Consider the following 17,786-nt stretch of genomic DNA (forward strand, 5'->3'; position numbering starts at 1 on the left):
TCACCCGCGCAGCGTTTCGAACAGCTCGAGATCGGGAATGGTGACCGAGAACCGCGTGCGGACGACGGCAACGTCTCCCTCTTCGAGAAGCTTGCAGAATGCAAGTCCGTCGTAGAGGGCCACGGGCGGTGCATTGGGGGCGCCGGCTTCTTCACGGGCTCCGGAGAGTACCTGTCCCGTGGTGATGAGCCAACCCGCTGCCGCCGGGCCGTAATGATGCAGGGCCCCGCGCAGATCGCTCACGCGCTCGCGACCGAGCTCGCGCCCGTCCTTGCGGATCACGATGGCGGTGCGGATCTCGTCGCTGCCGGTGCGGTGGATGGCGCTGAAGTGCGCCTCGCCGCCCGGCGAGCCCGCGCGGCGCACGGGACGGAGTTGCGACATGCCGGCGCGCTCCAGGGCGAGCAATGCCAACTCGGTGAAGGCGTGTCCCGGCAGCTCCTGCACGCGGCGCAGGAGCACGCGGCGGGTGGCCTCGCGGTAACGCTCGATCGCGCTGTTCACTTCTTGCTCGAGGCGGACCAAATCCGAGCCGAGGACCCAATCCGTCGGGGCGACGCGCGAACCCGCGGCGAAGCGGAAACGCGGGCGTTGCCCGGCGGCGTTGCGGCGCAAATTGTCCGCGCGAAGGGCGGCGCCAACCTGAATGACCGCGAGCGAGGGATCGCCCGAGAGGCGGCCGCGGCGCATGAACGCGTCCACGATGGCCCTTAACGGTACTGGCCCCGCGTTGCGATCGAACGACGCCATGACGGTGAGCGCCGCATCCGCCAAATCGCGCCCGAAGAGCTCTTCGCCCTCACCGAGCGGAACCTCGATGCCGCTGGGCGCACCGCCCGCCATGATCTGATGGCGATCGCGCACTTGCGGGCGCGGCGCCGGAGCCAGCGGATCGCGCGGCGATTCGACGCCGCCCTCGGTCTCGCCCGCATTGATGACTTGGGCGGCGAGGCCCGGATCGAAGCGCGGTGTCGTGCCCGGTCCCGGATCGAAACGCGACGAGTTCGGCGTGGCGCCGGCCTCGAGGCGCGGCGACGAGAGACCGTCTGCGGTGATGTCCGTGGCACCACTCCCACCGCGGCCGCGGCGGCGGCGACGACGGCGGCGACGGCCTCCCTCGGTGAGCGGCTCGCCCACCTGGGCCGGCGGTGCATTCTGCGGCGCGAAAATCGGCTGATCGTCGTCGTCTTCGTCGTCGAAAAGCTCGGCGCCCTGCGCGGCCAAGTCGGCCCGAAGTGCGTCCTCGCCCGAAACGATGGGGCGCTCTTCTTCCTCTTCTTCGACCTCGGCGACGGCCGGGGGCGGCGGCGTTGATTCGCGCGTGGCCGCTTCGACCTCGAGCGCGTTGATCTCGTCACCCGTTTCCTCGTCCTCGACCTCCGCCGGGACGACCGGTTCGCTCTTCTTCTTGCCGCGCTTACCATCCCAGTCGCGGAGGGCAAAGACACCGGGCTTGACCCGCACGATCGGGTTCGTCTTGTCCTCTTTCTTCAACAACGCGGCGAGCCGGGCACCCATGGTGACCTCCGGGCTCTTGCCAACGTGGGACAAGAGGTTCTTCTCGATCGCAAGCTCGGTAATTTCCTTGTAATGAAGCGGTTTGCCGGCGAGTCGAAGGACCTCTGCAGCGGCTTCGGTGAACGTCATGGTCGTTTTTCCATTTGTCTGTGTGACGACGCCTCGTGGCATCGGGGGGCTCTTGCGCCCGTCGAGGAGACCCTCGTAACGACCTCCAGGTGAACCTCTTGCCGAGATTAATCCCAGGTTTCGTCCGTCGAATCGTCCACCACGCCCCTCGTCGGTGGCCGTGGCTTGCGCAACCCGTGACCTCACAAAGCTACGCCTGAGTGGCTATAACTCGGGCGAAGCACCTCGTCAAATGGCTTAGTCTGTCGCGACTTGCCTTTCTGAGCATCCTATGCGCCCTCTGATTTTATCGATCCTCGTCGTCCTCATCGTCTCGATTCCAGGCTTTTTCGGCTGGCAGATTCAACGCGCGGGCACTCCTGCCTTCTGGGCCCTGGTGGTGACCCCCACGCTTCTTCTCGCGGTATTTGCGGCCGTTCGCGCCCAGCGCCACGAGGAGTTGCGCGAATGGATCCGGCCGCGGTGGGGCGACGCAACCGTCGGAGTGCTCAGCGGCGTAGTCCTGGTTGCAGTAGCGTATTATTTTACGCGGATCGTGACCCCCGTGGGCGGGCCGCGCGAAGTGTGGCTAGCCCGGCTTTATCTGCAAATTGGCGACTTATCGTGGCTTCGGCAACACACGGGCGCCGTGGCTGCGCTGGTCATCACCGCCTCGATTGCGGAGGAGCTCGTCTGGCGAGGCCTGGTCACCACCTTGCTGGCGGAGCAGTGGGGATCGCGCACGGCGTGGATCGCGTCCGCCTTTTTCTACGCGGCGGCGCACCTTCCCGCGGCGTGGGCTCTCAGCGATCCCAGGGCAGGGGTGAATCTGCTTTTGCCCATTGGGGCACTGGGGGCGGGGCTCGTTTGGGGCGCGGTGGTGCGCATGAAAGGCGGTAGTCTGGTGGCAGCAATGATTGCACATGCACTCTTCGACTGGTGCATGGTGGTGATGTTTCCTTTGTGGGGGACGGGCCTCTGATCACCGGGCCGCTCCGCCGCGACGCCGTCGAGCTTTCGCACTGGCTCGAATCGGCCTACCCCGCACTCGGGCCCTCGCTCCGCAGCCGGCCCGAGGACGTCTCGTACATCGCCAACTCCGGGCGCGGCGCCCGCGATGCACGGTCCTACCGTCGCTTGTTGCTGCCCCAGCTCGAGGACCTTTCCGACGCGGTGGACGTGCGGCGAAAGCTGCGCCGCTTTTCGACGCGCGAGCGGTTGCGCATCGCAGCGCGCGAGTTGGAAAGCGGCACCGACGTCGACATCACCGCCCGCGAGCTCTCCGATCTGGCCGACGTGTGCATCGAGGTGGCCCTGAACGAGGCGCTGCTTTGGGCCGACCGCCGCTTCGGCGTGCCGACGAAACTCGATGGAACGCGTAACGGCTTTTGCGTCATCGGCATGGGCAAGCTGGGTGGCCGCGAGCTCAATGCGGGGAGCGACGTCGATCTTCTGCTTTTCTACGACACGGACGAGGGCTCCGTCGTCAAAGACGGCGTGCTGCAAGACGTCACCCTGCACGAGTATTTCACGCGGGTCGCGCAGCGGCTGACCGCCACCTTGGAAGAGCCGACGGAAGACGGCATGGTCTGGCGGGTGGACCTGCGGCTGCGCCCCGAGGGATCGCGCGGGCCATTGGTGAACGCATTGGCCGCGGCCGAGCGGTATTACGAATCATGGGGCCGCACCTGGGAGCGCGCGGCGCTGGTGCGTGCGCGTCCTTCCGCAGGCGATCTCGCGGTGGGGGAGCAAATTTTGGCGGCGTTATCGCCCTTCGTGTGGCGGCGCGAGGTGAATCCGCAATTGGCCAACGAAATGGCGGCGATGCTGCTGCGGGCGCGCGCGGAAATCGGTGAAGAGGATCCGCGGCGTGATTTGAAATTGGGCCCCGGCGGCATCCGCGAGGCGGAGTTCTTCGTGCAGTCGCTGCAGCTCGTGTGGGGCGGGCGTGACCCGGTCTTGCGCAGCACGAACACGATGGACGCGCTGCGGCGCCTTCGCGCCCGCGGCTTCGTCACCGAGCGCGAGGCGCGCGAAATCGGCGACGGCTATTTGGCACTGCGGCGCCTGGAGCATCGCGTGCAGTTTGCAACGGGTTTGCAGACCCACGCCTTGCCAGAGGATCCGGGGCTCTTGGGCCGCATCGCCCGATCGCTGGGCTTTCGCGGCGCGGTGCAGTTGGAAAAAGATCTCGACCGAGTGCGAAAGCGCATTGGCGCGCGCATGGCGTCGCTTACGAGCCATGGCACGGCCAAGACGGATGCGCCGGCCGCACCGTCATCCATCGAGCGATTGCTCGTGGCGTTGGACGCGCGGGATGAAGAGCGCTTGCTCGCATGCCTGGAGGAGCGCTTCGATCCGATTCGGGCGCCGGAGCTGCTGCGGCACTTGCTGGCTCTGGCCAAGCGCCCCGATGGTCCGCTCGGGGCGGTCTCGCGCGATCAGTATCCGTCGCTCGCGGAGACGTTGATCGACGCGCTCGCGGATGCCGCCGATCCGGAGCAGGCGGCGCGCCTGATGACCACGTTTTTCGCGCGCATGGTCACGCCCAGCGTGTACGTGCGCGCGCTGGCCGAGGATCCGCTGGGCACGCGGCGGTTGGCTGGGTTGTTCGGCGCGAGCGCTTTTTTGGGCGAGGCCGCGGCGCTGCATCCCGATCTGGTGGACCAGCTGCTCTTTCGCACCACCCCGGTGAGCGATCCGGAAGGTGCCGCGAGCGCGGTGGAGGACGAAGTGGCGCGCCTCGGCGATCTCCAGAGCGTCACCGACGCCGGGCTGCGCCTGGAGCGTTTCGTGGGCGCGCTGCGCCGGGCCAAGCGCCGCGTCACCATGGAGGTCGGCATTGCCGATCTCGCGGGCGAGCTCGATACGCGAAAGTGCACCCTGACCTTGAGCGCCCTCGCCGATGCGGTGCTGAGCCACACCGTGCGATTCACTTTGGGGGACGATGTCCGCATGGCCGTCATGGCCATGGGCAAGCTCGGCGGGCGCGAGATCGGCTACGGGTCGGACTTGGACCTGTTTTTCGTTTTCGACCCCGCGGGCGAGGACGAGCACGAGGCCCAGGAGCGCGCCATCCGCGGCGCGCAGCGGGTATTGCGCATTTTGGGCACGCCGCACGGCGATGGGCCGGGCTACGAGCTGGACACGCGGCTGCGGCCCTCGGGCAACCAGGGGCTCTTGGTGGTGTCCATCGAGGCGTTCGCGCGTTACCAGGAGACGCAGGCGGCCGCGTGGGAACGGCAGGCGCTCATCAAGGCGCGCGCATGTGCGGGCGATCCGGAGCTCGGCGCGCAGGTGGAAGCCATTGCGCGGGAGGCTGCCTACGTGCGCGGGGCGCCGCCGGCCAGCGACGTGCATCGCCTGCGCATGCGCATGGAGCGCGAGCTCGCGGGCGAGCGCCGCGAGGGGAGGATCCGCTACGACATGAAACTGGGCCGCGGCGGCTTGGTCGACGTGGAGTTTTCCGTGCAGTACTTGCAAATGAAGCATGGCCGCGATCCGCGGGTGCGGTCGCAGGACACCGAGACCGCGCTTGGGGCGCTGGAAGCTTGCGGGTACATCGATGCGGGCCACGCATCGTCGCTGCGCGAGGGCTACCGGTTGCTCCGGCAATTGGAGCAGCGCGCACGCGTGCACCATGGAAGCACGAGTCCCTTCATCGAAGAGGGCGCACCCGGTTTGACCTTGCTCGCACGCCGCATGGGCATGCGTGACGGTCGCCCGCGCGGATCGGCCGCGGAGGCACTGCTCGCGCGCTACGTGCAGGTGACACTCGAAGTGCGGGCCGCATACCTGGCCGTGTTGGGCGTCGAAGCCGAATGACCGCGCGGTCCGCGCGTACGCCGCCGCCCACCGCGCGGACTTCTACGCAGCCGAGTTTGCTTTGTGATGCGTAAATAAGGCCGAATTGTAGCCAGCCCAAGCATTGGTATGCGGCTCGCAACGCGCCCGCCGAGAGCGAGGGGACATGCGGGGAACATGGCTATGGGGGGTGGTCTGCGTCTGCCGAGTCGTCTCGGCATGCGCCGCGGAGTCCCCGCCGTACGAGGATTTGCGACTGCGTGATGCCCTGGGTGCCGATCCTGCGGTGGTCTCGGCGCTGCCGGCCGATGCCCGCGAACAGCTGCTCCACCGGATGCTGGCCACGCGAAGTGCGCAGACGCAAGCCGAGAGGGTGCCCAACGAAAAGGGCCGCTCGCCATCGGCCGAGGTCAACGACGTCGACGGCGCCCGCGCGGAGCGCGACGAAGATGCGCTCTTGGTCTGGAAGGCGCGCGTGGACGACGGGAAAATCGTGGCCGAGCCCCATCCCGATCCGCGCGCTGGCGACAGCGGCGGGCTCGAGCCGCTTCCCGAGCTGCCCGCCGTGGAGGGAACGCCGCCCGAAGGTACGGCGCGTGAAGAGTCGCGCGCGCTCGCCGGTGAGGGAGGGCGGGCCGTTCGTGAGCTGATGAAGATCACCGGTGCCATGCACGTGGCGCGCGTCGTGGGTTGGCCTGCGGCTGCCGCGGCCATCGACGATACCGTGTACGTCAATGCGTCGTGGCTCGTTCTCTTGGCGATGAACGAACCCGACGATGCCGGCACGGGCCTTCCGGCGATGAACGGCGTTTCCTTCAACGTGCGCCCTGCCGGTTTGCGCGGCAATCCGTACCGGCTTTACGCGACGTTGGGCGAATGCCGCGACGATGTGACCTCGCGCTGCCAGGCGTGCCTCGATCATGGCGCCTGCGACGAGGATGCGGCGCTCGAGGATTTCGCCGACGGCCGCGAGGAGTGCGTCTACCTTCTCGCGCCCCGTGACGACGCCGATGCGGGGCCCGACGCCGCCGCGCGTGTTTCCCGTGTCGACGAGCTATGCGCCATGGCGCTGCTCAGCGTCTCCACCGTGGCCGAGTGCGTGCGCGACGAGCGATGCCTCGTGCCCACGGGCTCGCGCAAGTCCACGAGCCTTCCGGCCGCCGACGCCTTCTTGCAGGACGACCGGTGCGTGCGGGCCCTCAATTTGTGCCTGTCGGGCTCCGACGAAGGCAGCGACGCCGGCCCGCGCCCGCTCTCGCTCATCGACGTGAAGGTCTCCGGGTGCTCCGATCCGGTGGCCGCATGCTCTTCGTCGTGCAAGGGCTGCGACAATGCGTGCAGCTCGGGCAAATGCTCGGGCGGCAGCGGGCCCTCGTGCAAGTCGTGCAAGAACTGCTCGTCGTGCTCGGGCTGCGACTCCAACACGCGCGGCGGTGATTCGTCCGGCTACGGCAGCGGAGGTTCGGGCAATCCCGCGCCCGTACCCACGGGCACCACCGGCGGCGGCGGGGGCAGCAGTGGAGGAGGCGGCGGCAGTGGCGGTGGTGGCGGAGGAGGTGGAAGCGGTGGGGGAGGGTCGAGCGGCGGATCGTCTTCGTCCTCGGGTGGCGGCGGATGCGGCAAGTCGTCCTCGAGCTCGAGCTCCTGCGGCACCTGCAAAAGCGGCAACAGCAGCAACTGCAAATGCGAAACGGCGCCGGAACCCGCGCCTTTGGCGCCGTTCTCCACGTTTTTCTGGCTGGCCCTCCCGCTCGTCTACCTCGGGAAAAACGCCCGCGCGCGCCACGAAGGGAGCCGCGTATGAGACCTGTCCTCGTCTACTGGCTCACGGCGCACGGCATTCCCAGTTGGCTCGCCCCGGACTACGCGACCATGTGCGGGCTCGCGACCTTGTTCGGGGCCATGATCGCACTGCGCCTCGCCGCGCGCGATGGCGAGTCCATGCATGTGCAAGCACGAGCGCTGGTGCTCGCGTACCTCGCCGCGCTTCTCGGCGGTTACGTCTTCGAATGGGGGCGCGCCATCCCCGAGGCGGTGGCGGCGGGCTCGTTCGCGCCCATCGCTGCGAGCGGCCGTGCCGCATACGGCGGGTTGCTCGCCGGCATTCTCGCGCCCGCGTTGTACTTGCGCTTTCGCAACGGCGGCACGTCGTGGATGCCGGCGCGCCGCTTTCTCGATCGCGCGACACCCGGCATGGGCATCGCGTTCGCCATGGTGCGGATCGGCTGCTTTCTCGAGGGGTGCGATTACGGCAAGCCCACCTCGTCGCCGCTCGGGGTGCGCTTTCCCATCGGAAGCATCGCCGCCGAGGACCATGCCGCACGAGGCTGGATCCCGCCCGGTGCGCCCAGTTTGCCGGTCCATGCGACGGAGCTTTACGAGTCGCTGGTCGGGCTGGCGGCGTCCCTTTTCGCGTGGCGCTTCCTTTCGCGGCGGCGTGACGGTGGGGCCTTTCTCGCGTGGATCGCGGCATACGCTTCGGGGCGATTCGCCGTGGAGCTGCTGCGCGGCGACGACGATCGCGGTCTGTACCTCGGTTTGAGCTCCGCGCAGTTCGTGTCGCTGGTGCTCCTCGCGGGCGTGTTCCTCTTGTCGCGGCGTTGGTGCATCGATGTTTTCCATCGGCCGCTGCGGGCTGCTGCGGTTCTTCTTCTCGTGCTGCTTCCGCGCACCGCGCATGCGCAGGGCGCCGATGCCATCGTGCTCGACACGGGGGAGCGCCTCACCGGTGTCATCACCGAGCTCTCGCCTGGAGATCACGTGGCCATTCGCCTTGCGAATGGGCAGGTCACGACGATCTCGTGGATCTTCATCGACAAGTTGGAACGCGGCGGTCGCACGGAGTGGGTCAAGCCGGTCTCGAATGCACCGGCTGCGACACCGAGTCCGACCGCCATTCCGACACCGACACCGACACCGAGTCCGACTCCGATGGCGGAGCGGGATACGCGCTCGGTGCAGTACGCGCGGCGGATCACGCTCCAAGTATCCCTTGCGCCGTCGCTCACCTTGGCGCGGCCGGACGTGCCGTCGGGGCTCACGTCGGAGCTCGATGTTCTCTATCGGCTACGCCTGGGCGGCTCCACGCGGCTCGATTTGGGCCTCGAAGGGCGCGTTTACGCGAACGACCTCGCGTACCACTATGGCCTCGGCGTACCCTTTCAATTCGCGCTCGAAGCGGGGCGCCACCTCGAGGTGCGCGCCATCTTCGTCCCGACGCACACGTGGCTCGTCTGGGATACGAAGGTCTACGCCAACGTCAACGTTTGGGCGCTGCGCATGGGGGCCGAGCTCGCGTGGGTCGTCAGCTCCCACGTGACGCTCGGCCTCTCCCCGATTGGCTTCAACGTGATCAGCGCCGAGAGCGTCGGCGTGATCACGTCCTACGAGCCCCGTCTTTCCTTCGGGCTCGCGTTCTAAGTCACGCTGTCACGGTTACATGTTGGCGGCGTTGAGGATGAAGCTCACCACGCCACCCACGATGCCGAGGGCGATGCCCACGATGGCGAGGATGAGCGAAAGCTTCGCCTTGGAGCGCGCGGTCTCCATGTCGCCGTTCTTCTTCGCGGTGCCTGCCTGGATGGCGAAAATCAAACCGATGATGCCCACGATGCAGAAGCAGAAGATGGCGACGATGTTGAGCACCAACGGCAAGGTCGTGTTGACGTCGCCACCGGCGCCCGGAACCATGGGGCCGCCGGGCGGGGGGAAGCCACCGCCGGGAGGACCGAAACCTTGCGGCGGTTGCCCGCCACCGCCGTAGCCCTGCGGAGGGCCACCGCCGTAACCGGGAGGCCCGCCGCCGTAGCCGCCGGGAGGCCCGCCGCCAAAGCCCGGAGGACCACCGCCCGGAGGCCCGCCGAACCCAGGAGGCCCGCCGCCGGGAGGCCCGCCGAACCCAGGAGGACCACCACCCGGAGGACCGCCAAAGCCGGGAGGCCCGCCGCCGTAACCGCCCGGGGGACCGCCGCCGCCCGGAGGACCGCCGTAACCGCCGCCACCCGGCGGCGCACCACCGCCGCCAGGCGGGGGAAACCCACCGCCACCACCGCCAGGGGGCGGCGGGGGGAAGCCACCGCCACCGGGAGGCCCGTATCCGCCTGCCGCGTGATGTGTGGAGTTTGCGCTCATCGGGTCGTAAACCATCATGGGGTTCTTTTCTCCTCGCGAAACGGTCTACGTATGGGGGCGACGCCGGCTTCCCAGCCCAGGCGTGTCGCCCGTGTAGATCGTCAACTCCTCAGTTTGGGCGTTCGGCGAGCATCGCACACATCGCCAAGACTTGTCATCGCGCTTCGAGAAGCGGCAAAGCCGCGCCTGTCCTAGTGGACAATGCCCGCAAGCGGAGCATTGGACCTTGGACCCGAGAGCTGTGTAGAAAGAAGTACATGCGGATTTGCCCGCAGTGCTCCGAGCTCTTTCATGACGATGCCGGTTTTTGCCCCTTCGAAGGCACGCCGCTCACCAAAAGCACCGATCCGTTGCTCGGCCGCACCATCGCGGGACGCTTTCGTCTGATCAAACGCCTCGGCGCGGGCGGCATGTCGAGCGTCTATTTGGCGCGCCACGTGATGATCGATCGACTCAACGCGATCAAGATCCTGCGCCAAGAGCTCTCGCTCAATCCAAGCCATCGCGAGCGTTTTCTGCGCGAGGCGCGTGCGGTCAATCGCATCAACCACCGCAACATCGTCGAGATCACCGATTTCGGCGACACCGACAATCTCGCGTACCTCGTCATGGAATACATCGAGGGCGAGTCGCTCATCACGCACATGCGCGTGGGCCGTTTTCCCTGGCGGCGCGTGGCGCACATTGCGGCGCAGGTGGCTTCGGCGCTCGGCCGCGCGCACCAGATGGGGATCATCCACCGCGACTTGAAGCCCGAGAACATCATGCTCGTCAGCAAAGGCGACGCGCACGACACGGTGAAGCTCACCGACTTCGGCATTGCGAAGATCCTCGATGCGCCGACGCTGACCTTCCACGAGCAGATGTTCGGCACGCCCGGTTACATCGCGCCCGAATACCTCGATGGGCTCGCGCCGGACGGCCGTGCCGATCTCTACGCGCTCGGCGTGGTCATGTACGAGATGCTCGCGGGCACGCTGCCCTACAATGCGCGAGGGCAGGCGGAGTTGCTCTTCAAGCCGCTCGAGGCCGCACCCGTGCCGCTGCGCGATCGCGGGCTCGACGTGCCGCCGGACATCGAGGCGCTGGTGAATTCGCTCTTGTCCCGGCAGCGTGACGATCGTCCGAGCGATGCCTTCGTCGTGCAGGATGCCTTGATCCATGCGCTCCGCCGTCCCGTCACCACGATTGCCGAGGACGAGGAGACGGTGACCGCGCACATCGATGCCGCCGCCATGGATGCCGCGCTGCGCGACAGCGAGGTCACGCCGCTGGCCATCGATGCGGCCATCGCGAGCATGGCCGCGCGCGACGATGCGCTCACCCTGGCCGTCGGCGAGGTCGATCCTTTCGAGGAGCCCGCCCCCGAGCATCCGCATCCATCGACGCGCCCCACCGTGCAACTCGGGCAACGCGAAAGCGCGCTCGCCGCGCGATGGAACGCGGCGCTCGAAGCCCTCGAGGTGGCCATTCTGCGCGCTTCCGCGGCGGGCGGCGAAAGGGCCGCGCGCGCGGAGCAGGCGAAGGACCACGCCGTCCAGATCCGCGGTCTGATCGCCTCCGTCGAACGCGCGACCCACCGCGTTGCCGAGTACCAAGCCCGCGTCGATCGCCTCGCGGCACAGGGCCGCGAGTTCCGCTCCGAGCTGGGGCGCGCCATCGACGAGCTGTCGCACGAGCGCTCGCGCGAAAGGTTGCATCTTGCATCGATTCGCACGCGCCTTCACAGCTTGCGCGAGCAAGGCCGCGAACCCAACGCGTCGGAGTCGGCGTGGGAGGAAGAGACCTTGCGCGGGGAGAGCGATCGCTCCTCCCTGGTCGACGCGGATCTGTCCTCGCGACTCGAAATGCGCAAACGCCAACTCGACGAGAAGAACGAGCGCCTCGATCTGGAGTTCACCGAGGCCACGGCGCTGCTCGAGGGGGCCATCTCCGCCGTACGAAGGCTCACCCGTGAGCTGGTGCGCGTGCTCGACGAAGCGGCTGCGCTGGTGACCGCCGGATAGGAAGAGCTACGAGAAAAAGCAGCTCTTTTCGCCATTATGTGAGCGCGACGGCGGAGGTAATGCATCCTATGTAGTGAAGCTGGCGACGGTGCTGTGCGGCCGTCTTCTTACGGATTGTTGCCTGCGTCGGCTGTGCTTCGCAATGGGGACAAGGGGGAGCCACTCGTTCGTCGAAACGAGGCGGGGGTCGTGTGTCGATTATGGGTCAAAAATCAACGAACGCAGTACCGCGGGCTCTCGCCGCGGTGGTCATTCTCGTGATGGCCACGGCGAGCTGTCGCGCAGGTGGATGGGTGGCGAGCGTCGTGGGTGACGTCGTCGGAAGCAAGGGGGACGTGGCCTGCGATCGGCGCTTCGCCGATGGCCCGGACGGAGATCCCGCCGGGTTTTGCCAGGAGGTCATCGACACTGTGGCAGTTTCGCAGGTCGGGGACGATTGCGTGGATCGCCACCACGCCCGCTCGCTCGAAAACTCGAAATGCCCTCGCGAGGGCATCATCGGCGGCTGCAAGTTGTCGATGACCAATGACGACGGCTCCGAGGTCTACGACTGGTACTACGACGTCAGCGATCTCGAGCGCGCCAAGAACACGGAGTTCGAGAGCAGCGTCAAGACCGTCGACGAAGTGAAGGCCAAATGCGCGGACCGCAGTCGCTATGAAGAGGGCGCCGAGTTCGTCGAGCCGTGAGGCGTTTTGGTCTCGCGGTCTACGGGGCTCGTCGTCTCCTATCTCGTCATATCTCGTGATCGCGTAAGAACCGCAGGTTGACGGCGTTGATGACGACGTGCGCCGCAATCGGGCCGGCGAGGTTGCCGGTGAGCGCGAAGACGGACCCGAGTAGGAGTCCCATGAGGGTCGCCCAGACGGCCCACACCCATCGGGCCCCTCGCACTTGATGCAGGGCGCCGAACGCGACGGACGACAGCACGAGGCCAAACACGCCGCCGACGGCCTGCAAGAAGGCCCCACGAAAGAGTATCTCTTCCGCAATGCCGCTGGCGAGGGCCATGGCCGCGATGGAGCTGCCGCGCAGACGTCGAACGACCGGGCGGAGTTCCACGTGAAGCGCGCGAGCCCAGGTAAATCGACTGACCACGAAGCGGGTGGCCACGATGGTGGCCCCAGCCAGGCAGGCGCCCATGGCAAGGCTCGCCCAAATGCCCGTCTCGGGCCCGATGGGCAGCCAGGGAGGCATGGTGACCGGGCTTTGGCCCAGCGCGAGCGAAATGCCGGCACCTGCGGTTCCCAGGACCACATAGACGAAGCCGAGGAGGTATTTCTCCGTGGCGTCGCCGGCGCCGTCAAAAAGTACCCGCATGGTCATTGCGATCCCCCCGATGCTGCGTGATCCAAGTAGAATCGTACACTCGATGGGTCAGCCTTTGCACGATGAGCGTCCGCGTGTGCTCATTGTCGACGACGAAAAATTCATTCGCGACATCCTCGCAGATTTTCTCGGCATGGAAGGATACGTGGTGCGAACGGCCGAGGATGGGGCTGCCGCTCTCACCGAGCTCACGGCCGCGCCATACGACATGGTCATCAGCGATTTGAAGATGCCCCGCATGGGCGGCATCGAGCTGCTCGATGCAATCGCGACGACCGCACCCAACGCGCTCACCGTCATCATGACCGGCTTCGGCACCGTGGAAACCGCCATCGATGCGATGAAGCGAGGTGCCTACGACTACATTTTGAAGCCGTTCAAAGTGGAGGAGGTCATCCACGTCGTGCAGCGCGGCCTGGAGAAGCAAAGGCTCTCGGCCGAAAACCTGCGCCTGCGCGAAGCACTCAGCCTCTACAAGGTGAGCGAGGCCATTGCCGCGAGCCTTTCGCTCGATGAAGTGCTGGCCACCGTGGGGGACACGGCGCTGCACGAGATCCGGGGCGATTTGGTCTCGACCTGGCTCGAGGACGGGGAGGGGGGCTACTTCGAGCGCCAGCGCCTCACGCAAGCCGATGGTCCCTCACCGGAGACGGCCATCGAAGCGGACATGGGGCAGCTTTCGGCCCAGGCTTTCCTCGATCATTTCGCCCACGACTCCACGCTTCTGGAGCAGGGCACGCGCGGCAGCATCTTTTTCGCCAAGGAGGCGGAGGTGCCGCTCAAGTCGCTCCTGGCCGTGCCTTTGCGCATGAAAACGCGTCTTCTCGGCTGGATCGCCGTCGCCAGCTTCACGCGGACGCGCAAGTTCGACGAGGGGCAGCGCAAGCTCCTCTCCATCGTGGCCTCACGGGCCGCGGCCGCCATCGAGAATGCGCGCCTGTACGAGGACTTGCGGGCGACCTTCCAACAGACGATCGAAGGGCTGGCGCGTGCCATCGACAAGATGGACCGCTACACCTCGGGGCACTCCGAGCGGGTCGCCTTGTACGCGGTGTATTTGGCCACGCGTCTCGGCCTGCCGCCGGACGTGGTCGAAATCGTGCGGCAGAGCGCGCTGATGCACGACATCGGCAAAATCGGCTGCGTGATGAACTTGAACAAGCCGGGCAAGCTCACCCAGGACGAGTACGAGATCTTCAAGCGCCACCCCGGATACGGGCGGGACATTCTCGACCCGATCAAGTTCCTGCACCCGCTCATTCCGGGCGTGCACCTGCACCACGAGCGATGGGACGGGCGTGGTTATCCCCTTCGTTTGAAGGGAAATGACGTGCCGCTCATCGCGCGCATCATCGCCGTGGCCGACACCTACGACGCCATGACGAGCGACCGCGCCTACCGGCGTGCACTTCCCCACGAGGTCGCCGTGAACGAGATCGAACTCTGCTCCGGCACGCAGTTCGACCCGGAGGTGGCCGGCATCTTCTGCAAGCACCTCGACGATTACCGGGAAGAACGTGTCAGCGCGGGCGAGAAGGTACCCGAATAACGGGCGTTGACGAAAGGTCTCGCTGGGGTCAAAACACGGCGCACCATGCTGGACGATACCCTGCGCGAGGCTTTGACCTTCGACGACGTTCTCCTGCTCCCCGCCTACAGCGAGATTTTGCCGAAAGACGCCGACGTTCGGACGCGTCTGACGAAGAAGATCGAGCTCAATATCCCGCTGCTCAGCGCAGCGATGGATTCCGTGACCGAGGCCCGCACCGCCATTGCCATGGCGCGGCAAGGAGGCATCGGCATCATTCACAAGAACCTCCCGCCGGAGCAGCAAGCCGCCGAGGTCGAACGGGTGAAGCGCGCCGAGAGCGGCATGGTCAGCAAACCGGTCACGGTGCGGCCGTCGCAGTCCCTGCGTGAAGTGCTCGCCATCATGCGCGAACACGACATTTCCGGCGTTCCGGTCACCGAGGGCGACCGCCCCGTCGGCATTTTGACCGCGCGCGACATCCGCTTCGAGCGAAACCTCGACCAACCGGTGAGCGCGCTCATGACGAAGGAGCTCGTCACCGTCCCGCCGGGCACCTCGCTCGATCACGCGAGACAGCTTCTGCATCAGCACCGCATCGAGAAGCTCCTCGTGGTGGACGGCGGCAAGCTCGCCGGGCTCATCACCATCAAAGACATCATGCAGGCGGACAAGAACCCGCTGGCCATCAAAGACGGCCGCGGCCGCCTGCGGGTTGGCGCGGCCATCGGCCCAGGCCCGGATCGCAAAGAGCGCTCGGCCGCCCTGGTGGCTGCCGGCGTGGACGTGTTGGTCATCGACACCGCCCACGGGCACTCGCGCGGGGTCATCGACGCGGTGGCCGAGACCAAGAAAGAGTTCCCCGACGTGCAGATCATCGCGGGCAACATCGCCACGGCGGAGGCCACCGAGGCGCTCATCGCCGCCGGCGTCGACGCGGTGAAGGTGGGCATCGGCCCGGGCAGCATCTGCACCACGCGCGTCGTCGCGGGCATCGGCGTTCCGCAGGTCACCGCGGTATCCGACTGCGCACGCGTCGCCGATCGCTACGACGTTCCCATCATCTCCGACGGCGGCGTGAAGTTCTCGGGCGACGTCACCAAGGCCATCGCGGCCGGCGCCAGCTCGGTCATGATTGGCTCACTCTTCGCGGGCACCGACGAATCGCCGGGCGACCTCGTGCTCCTGCAGGGCCGCAGCTACAAGGTGTACCGCGGCATGGGCTCCCTCGGTGCAATGCGCAAAGGCTCGCGCGATCGCTACGGGCAGTCGGGCACCGCGGACGAGAAGCTCGTGCCCGAGGGCATCGAGGGCCGCGTTCCGCATCGCGGATCGCTCGCGTCGATCTTGTACCAGCTCGTCGGCGGCTTGCGCAGCGGCATGGGTTACACCGGCTGCCGCACGATCCAGGAGCTTCGCAAGAACACGCGCTTCCTTCGCATCACGTCGCAGGGCTTGCGCGAGAGCCACGTGCACGACGTGATCGTGACCGAGGAGGCTCCGAATTATCGCAGCTAGGGTTCCACCTGGCGCGTCTTCTGGTGTTCAGGGGGGGGCGCCTCCGCCGGCGGGAAGCTTCGTTTCGACCCTGCGGAGCAGTTTCGAACATACGCCGAAAGCGCTGGCGCTCGTCTTTCGCTCGTCACCGGCGGGCACCTTGGGCATCGGCGCGCTCACCGTCATGAATGCGGTGTTGCCCCTGGCCATCGCCTACGTGGGCAAGCGCATTGTCGACGCGGTGGTCGCGCACGATGCGCATGCCACCTGGCAATGGGTGCTCGCGGAGCTCGGGCTGGTGGCCACGCTGGCCGGGGCGACGCAAGCCCTCAGCCTGGTGCGCCGCATCGTGGGGGCGCGGCTCGGGTTGGACATCAACGTGGCGATCCTCGAGAAGGCGACCACGTTGGAGTTGCGCCACTTCGAGGATCCCGAGTTTTACGATCGACTGACCAAAGCGCGCCGCGAGGCTTCGTCGCGGCCTTTGTCGGTCATCACGCGCGCATTTCAAATGTTGCAAAGCGTGATTTCGCTGTTTGGATATGCGGCGCTGCTCCTGCGGTTCAGCGGGTGGGCGGTGGCGGCCCTGCTTCTCGCGGCGATTCCTGCGACGGTGGCCGAAATGCGCTTTTCGACGCACGCCTTCCGGCTGCGCAATTGGCGCTCGCCCGAATCGCGAAAGCTCATGTACTTGGAATACGTCCTTTCCAACGACGAGCACGCGAAGGAGGTGAAGCTATTCGGTTTGGGCTCGCACCTTTTGACGCGCTACCGCGACATCGGCGAGCTCTTTTACCGAGAGGATACCGATTTATCGAAGCGCGCCGCCAAGTGGGCTTACGTCCTGTCCTTGCTGGCCACCTTGACGTTCTACGGCTGCTACGCGTCGATGGCCCTTTCCGCCGTGCGCGGCACGCTCACCTTGGGCGATCTCACCTTGGGCATGGTGGCCTTTCGTCAGGGACAGCAGGCGTTTCAATCACTGCTCAGCGCCTTCGGCGGCATGGTCGAGGACAACTTGTACATGTCCAACTTGTTCGCCTACCTCGCGCCTCTCTCTCCCGTGCCCGTGCCCGTGCCCGTGCCCGCGTCCGCTCTTCCGCCCGCCCGCGCCGGCATCCACTTCGACAACGTCGGCTTCCGGTACCCCGGTCGCGAAGAATGGGCCCTTCGGCACGTGAACGTGATCATCCCCGAGCGGCAAAGCCTGGCCCTCGTCGGCCAGAACGGCGCGGGCAAAACCACGTTCATCAAGCTTCTCACCCGCCTTTACGAGCCCACGGAAGGGCGCATCCTGCTCGACGGCAAAGATCTGCGCGATTGGGACGAAGCCGACCTGCGCCGGCGCATCGGCGTCGTCTTCCAGGACTTTGCGCAATACCAATTTACGGCCCGCGAGAACGTGGGGCTCGGCAGCATCGACGATCTCGAGGACATCGACCAAGTCGGTCGCGCCGTTTCCAAAGGCGGCGCCGAGGCCGTGGTCGCGGGCTTGAAGCAAGGCCTGGAAACGCCCCTCGGCCGCTGGTTTGCCGACGGCGTCGAGCTCTCGGGCGGGCAATGGCAAAAGATCGCGCTCGCGCGGGCCTTCATGCGCGAAGGCGCCGACATCCTCGTGTTGGACGAGCCCACCGCCGCGCTCGATGCCGAGGCCGAGCACGCTGTCTTCGAGCGCTTTCGCGAGCTCACCCGCGACAAGACGAGCATCCTCATTTCGCACCGCTTTCCCACGGTGCGCATGGCGGATCGCATCCTGGTCATCGAGCACGGCAAGGTCGTGGAAGAGGGCACTCACGATGCGCTCCTCGCCCAGAACGGCCGCTACGCGCACCTCTTCTCGCTGCAGGCGCAAGGGTACCTCTGAT

General features: G+C 66.8%; 12 protein-coding genes. 9 read left to right on the forward strand and 3 right to left on the reverse strand.

The window, feature by feature from the left end; translation table 11 throughout:
• Positions 1 to 1,647, reverse strand: a complete 1,647-nt coding sequence (locus tag LZC95_12615; protein WXA97672.1) for an HTH domain-containing protein — start codon at positions 1,645 to 1,647, stop codon at positions 1 to 3.
• 271 nt (positions 1,648 to 1,918) lie between these two features.
• Here LZC95_12615 and LZC95_12620 point away from each other — a divergent pair, with 271 nt between their 5' ends.
• The 4 genes from LZC95_12620 to LZC95_12635 all read left to right on the forward strand — a co-directional run bounded on the left by LZC95_12620 (position 1,919) and on the right by LZC95_12635 (position 8,850).
• Complete coding sequence (locus LZC95_12620) at positions 1,919 to 2,608, forward strand: CPBP family intramembrane metalloprotease (protein ID WXA97673.1); 690 nt, start codon at positions 1,919 to 1,921, stop codon at positions 2,606 to 2,608.
• The gene (gene glnE / locus LZC95_12625; GenBank protein ID WXA97674.1) at positions 2,590 to 5,451 is read left to right on the forward strand and encodes a bifunctional [glutamate--ammonia ligase]-adenylyl-L-tyrosine phosphorylase/[glutamate--ammonia-ligase] adenylyltransferase; all 2,862 of its coding nucleotides are present in this window, start codon (positions 2,590 to 2,592) and stop codon (positions 5,449 to 5,451) included. The genes LZC95_12620 and glnE overlap by 19 nt, the downstream gene beginning before the upstream one ends.
• Before the next feature lie 145 nt (positions 5,452 to 5,596).
• Positions 5,597 to 7,234, forward strand: coding sequence for a hypothetical protein (locus LZC95_12630; GenBank protein ID WXA97675.1), 1,638 nt, complete (start codon positions 5,597 to 5,599; stop codon positions 7,232 to 7,234).
• The gene (locus LZC95_12635; protein ID WXA97676.1) at positions 7,231 to 8,850 is read left to right on the forward strand and encodes a prolipoprotein diacylglyceryl transferase; all 1,620 of its coding nucleotides are present in this window, start codon (positions 7,231 to 7,233) and stop codon (positions 8,848 to 8,850) included. Before LZC95_12630 ends, LZC95_12635 begins: the two co-directional genes overlap by 4 nt.
• A gap of 15 nt (positions 8,851 to 8,865) precedes the next feature.
• Here the strand turns inward: LZC95_12635 and LZC95_12640 are convergent, their stop codons facing one another.
• Positions 8,866 to 9,579 carry a CD225/dispanin family protein gene (locus LZC95_12640; protein ID WXA97677.1) on the reverse strand — a complete coding sequence of 238 codons (714 nt, stop codon included), beginning with the start codon at positions 9,577 to 9,579 and terminating at the stop codon, positions 8,866 to 8,868.
• Between the two features lie 239 nt (positions 9,580 to 9,818).
• Between LZC95_12640 and LZC95_12645 the strand changes: the two genes are divergently transcribed.
• Together LZC95_12645 and LZC95_12650 are read left to right on the forward strand one after the other, a co-directional pair.
• Positions 9,819 to 11,567, forward strand: coding sequence for a protein kinase (locus tag LZC95_12645; GenBank protein WXA97678.1), 1,749 nt, complete (start codon positions 9,819 to 9,821; stop codon positions 11,565 to 11,567).
• A 245-nt stretch (positions 11,568 to 11,812) separates the two neighbouring features.
• Positions 11,813 to 12,256, forward strand: a complete 444-nt coding sequence (locus LZC95_12650) for a hypothetical protein (GenBank protein ID WXA97679.1) — start codon at positions 11,813 to 11,815, stop codon at positions 12,254 to 12,256.
• Positions 12,257 to 12,302: 46 nt separating this feature from the next.
• Here LZC95_12650 and LZC95_12655 read toward each other — a convergent pair whose 3' ends face one another.
• Entirely contained in the window at positions 12,303 to 12,887 is a 585-nt protein-coding gene (locus LZC95_12655) for a CPBP family intramembrane metalloprotease (GenBank protein ID WXA97680.1), read from the reverse strand.
• Between the two features lie 52 nt (positions 12,888 to 12,939).
• On the opposite strand from LZC95_12655, the gene LZC95_12660 reads away from it, so the two are divergent.
• From LZC95_12660 to LZC95_12670, 3 genes are all read left to right on the forward strand, one after another.
• The gene (locus LZC95_12660; protein WXA97681.1) at positions 12,940 to 14,445 is read left to right on the forward strand and encodes a response regulator; all 1,506 of its coding nucleotides are present in this window, start codon (positions 12,940 to 12,942) and stop codon (positions 14,443 to 14,445) included.
• A gap of 45 nt (positions 14,446 to 14,490) precedes the next feature.
• Positions 14,491 to 15,942, forward strand: coding sequence for an IMP dehydrogenase (gene guaB / locus LZC95_12665; protein ID WXA97682.1), 1,452 nt, complete (start codon positions 14,491 to 14,493; stop codon positions 15,940 to 15,942).
• Between the two features lie 139 nt (positions 15,943 to 16,081).
• The gene (locus LZC95_12670) at positions 16,082 to 17,785 is read left to right on the forward strand and encodes an ABC transporter ATP-binding protein/permease (protein ID WXA97683.1); all 1,704 of its coding nucleotides are present in this window, start codon (positions 16,082 to 16,084) and stop codon (positions 17,783 to 17,785) included.
• Position 17,786 lies beyond the last annotated feature (1 nt).

This window comes from Sorangiineae bacterium MSr12523, assembly GCA_037157775.1.
GTDB classification, from domain to species: domain Bacteria; phylum Myxococcota_A; class Polyangia; order Polyangiales; family Polyangiaceae; genus Pendulispora; species Pendulispora brunnea.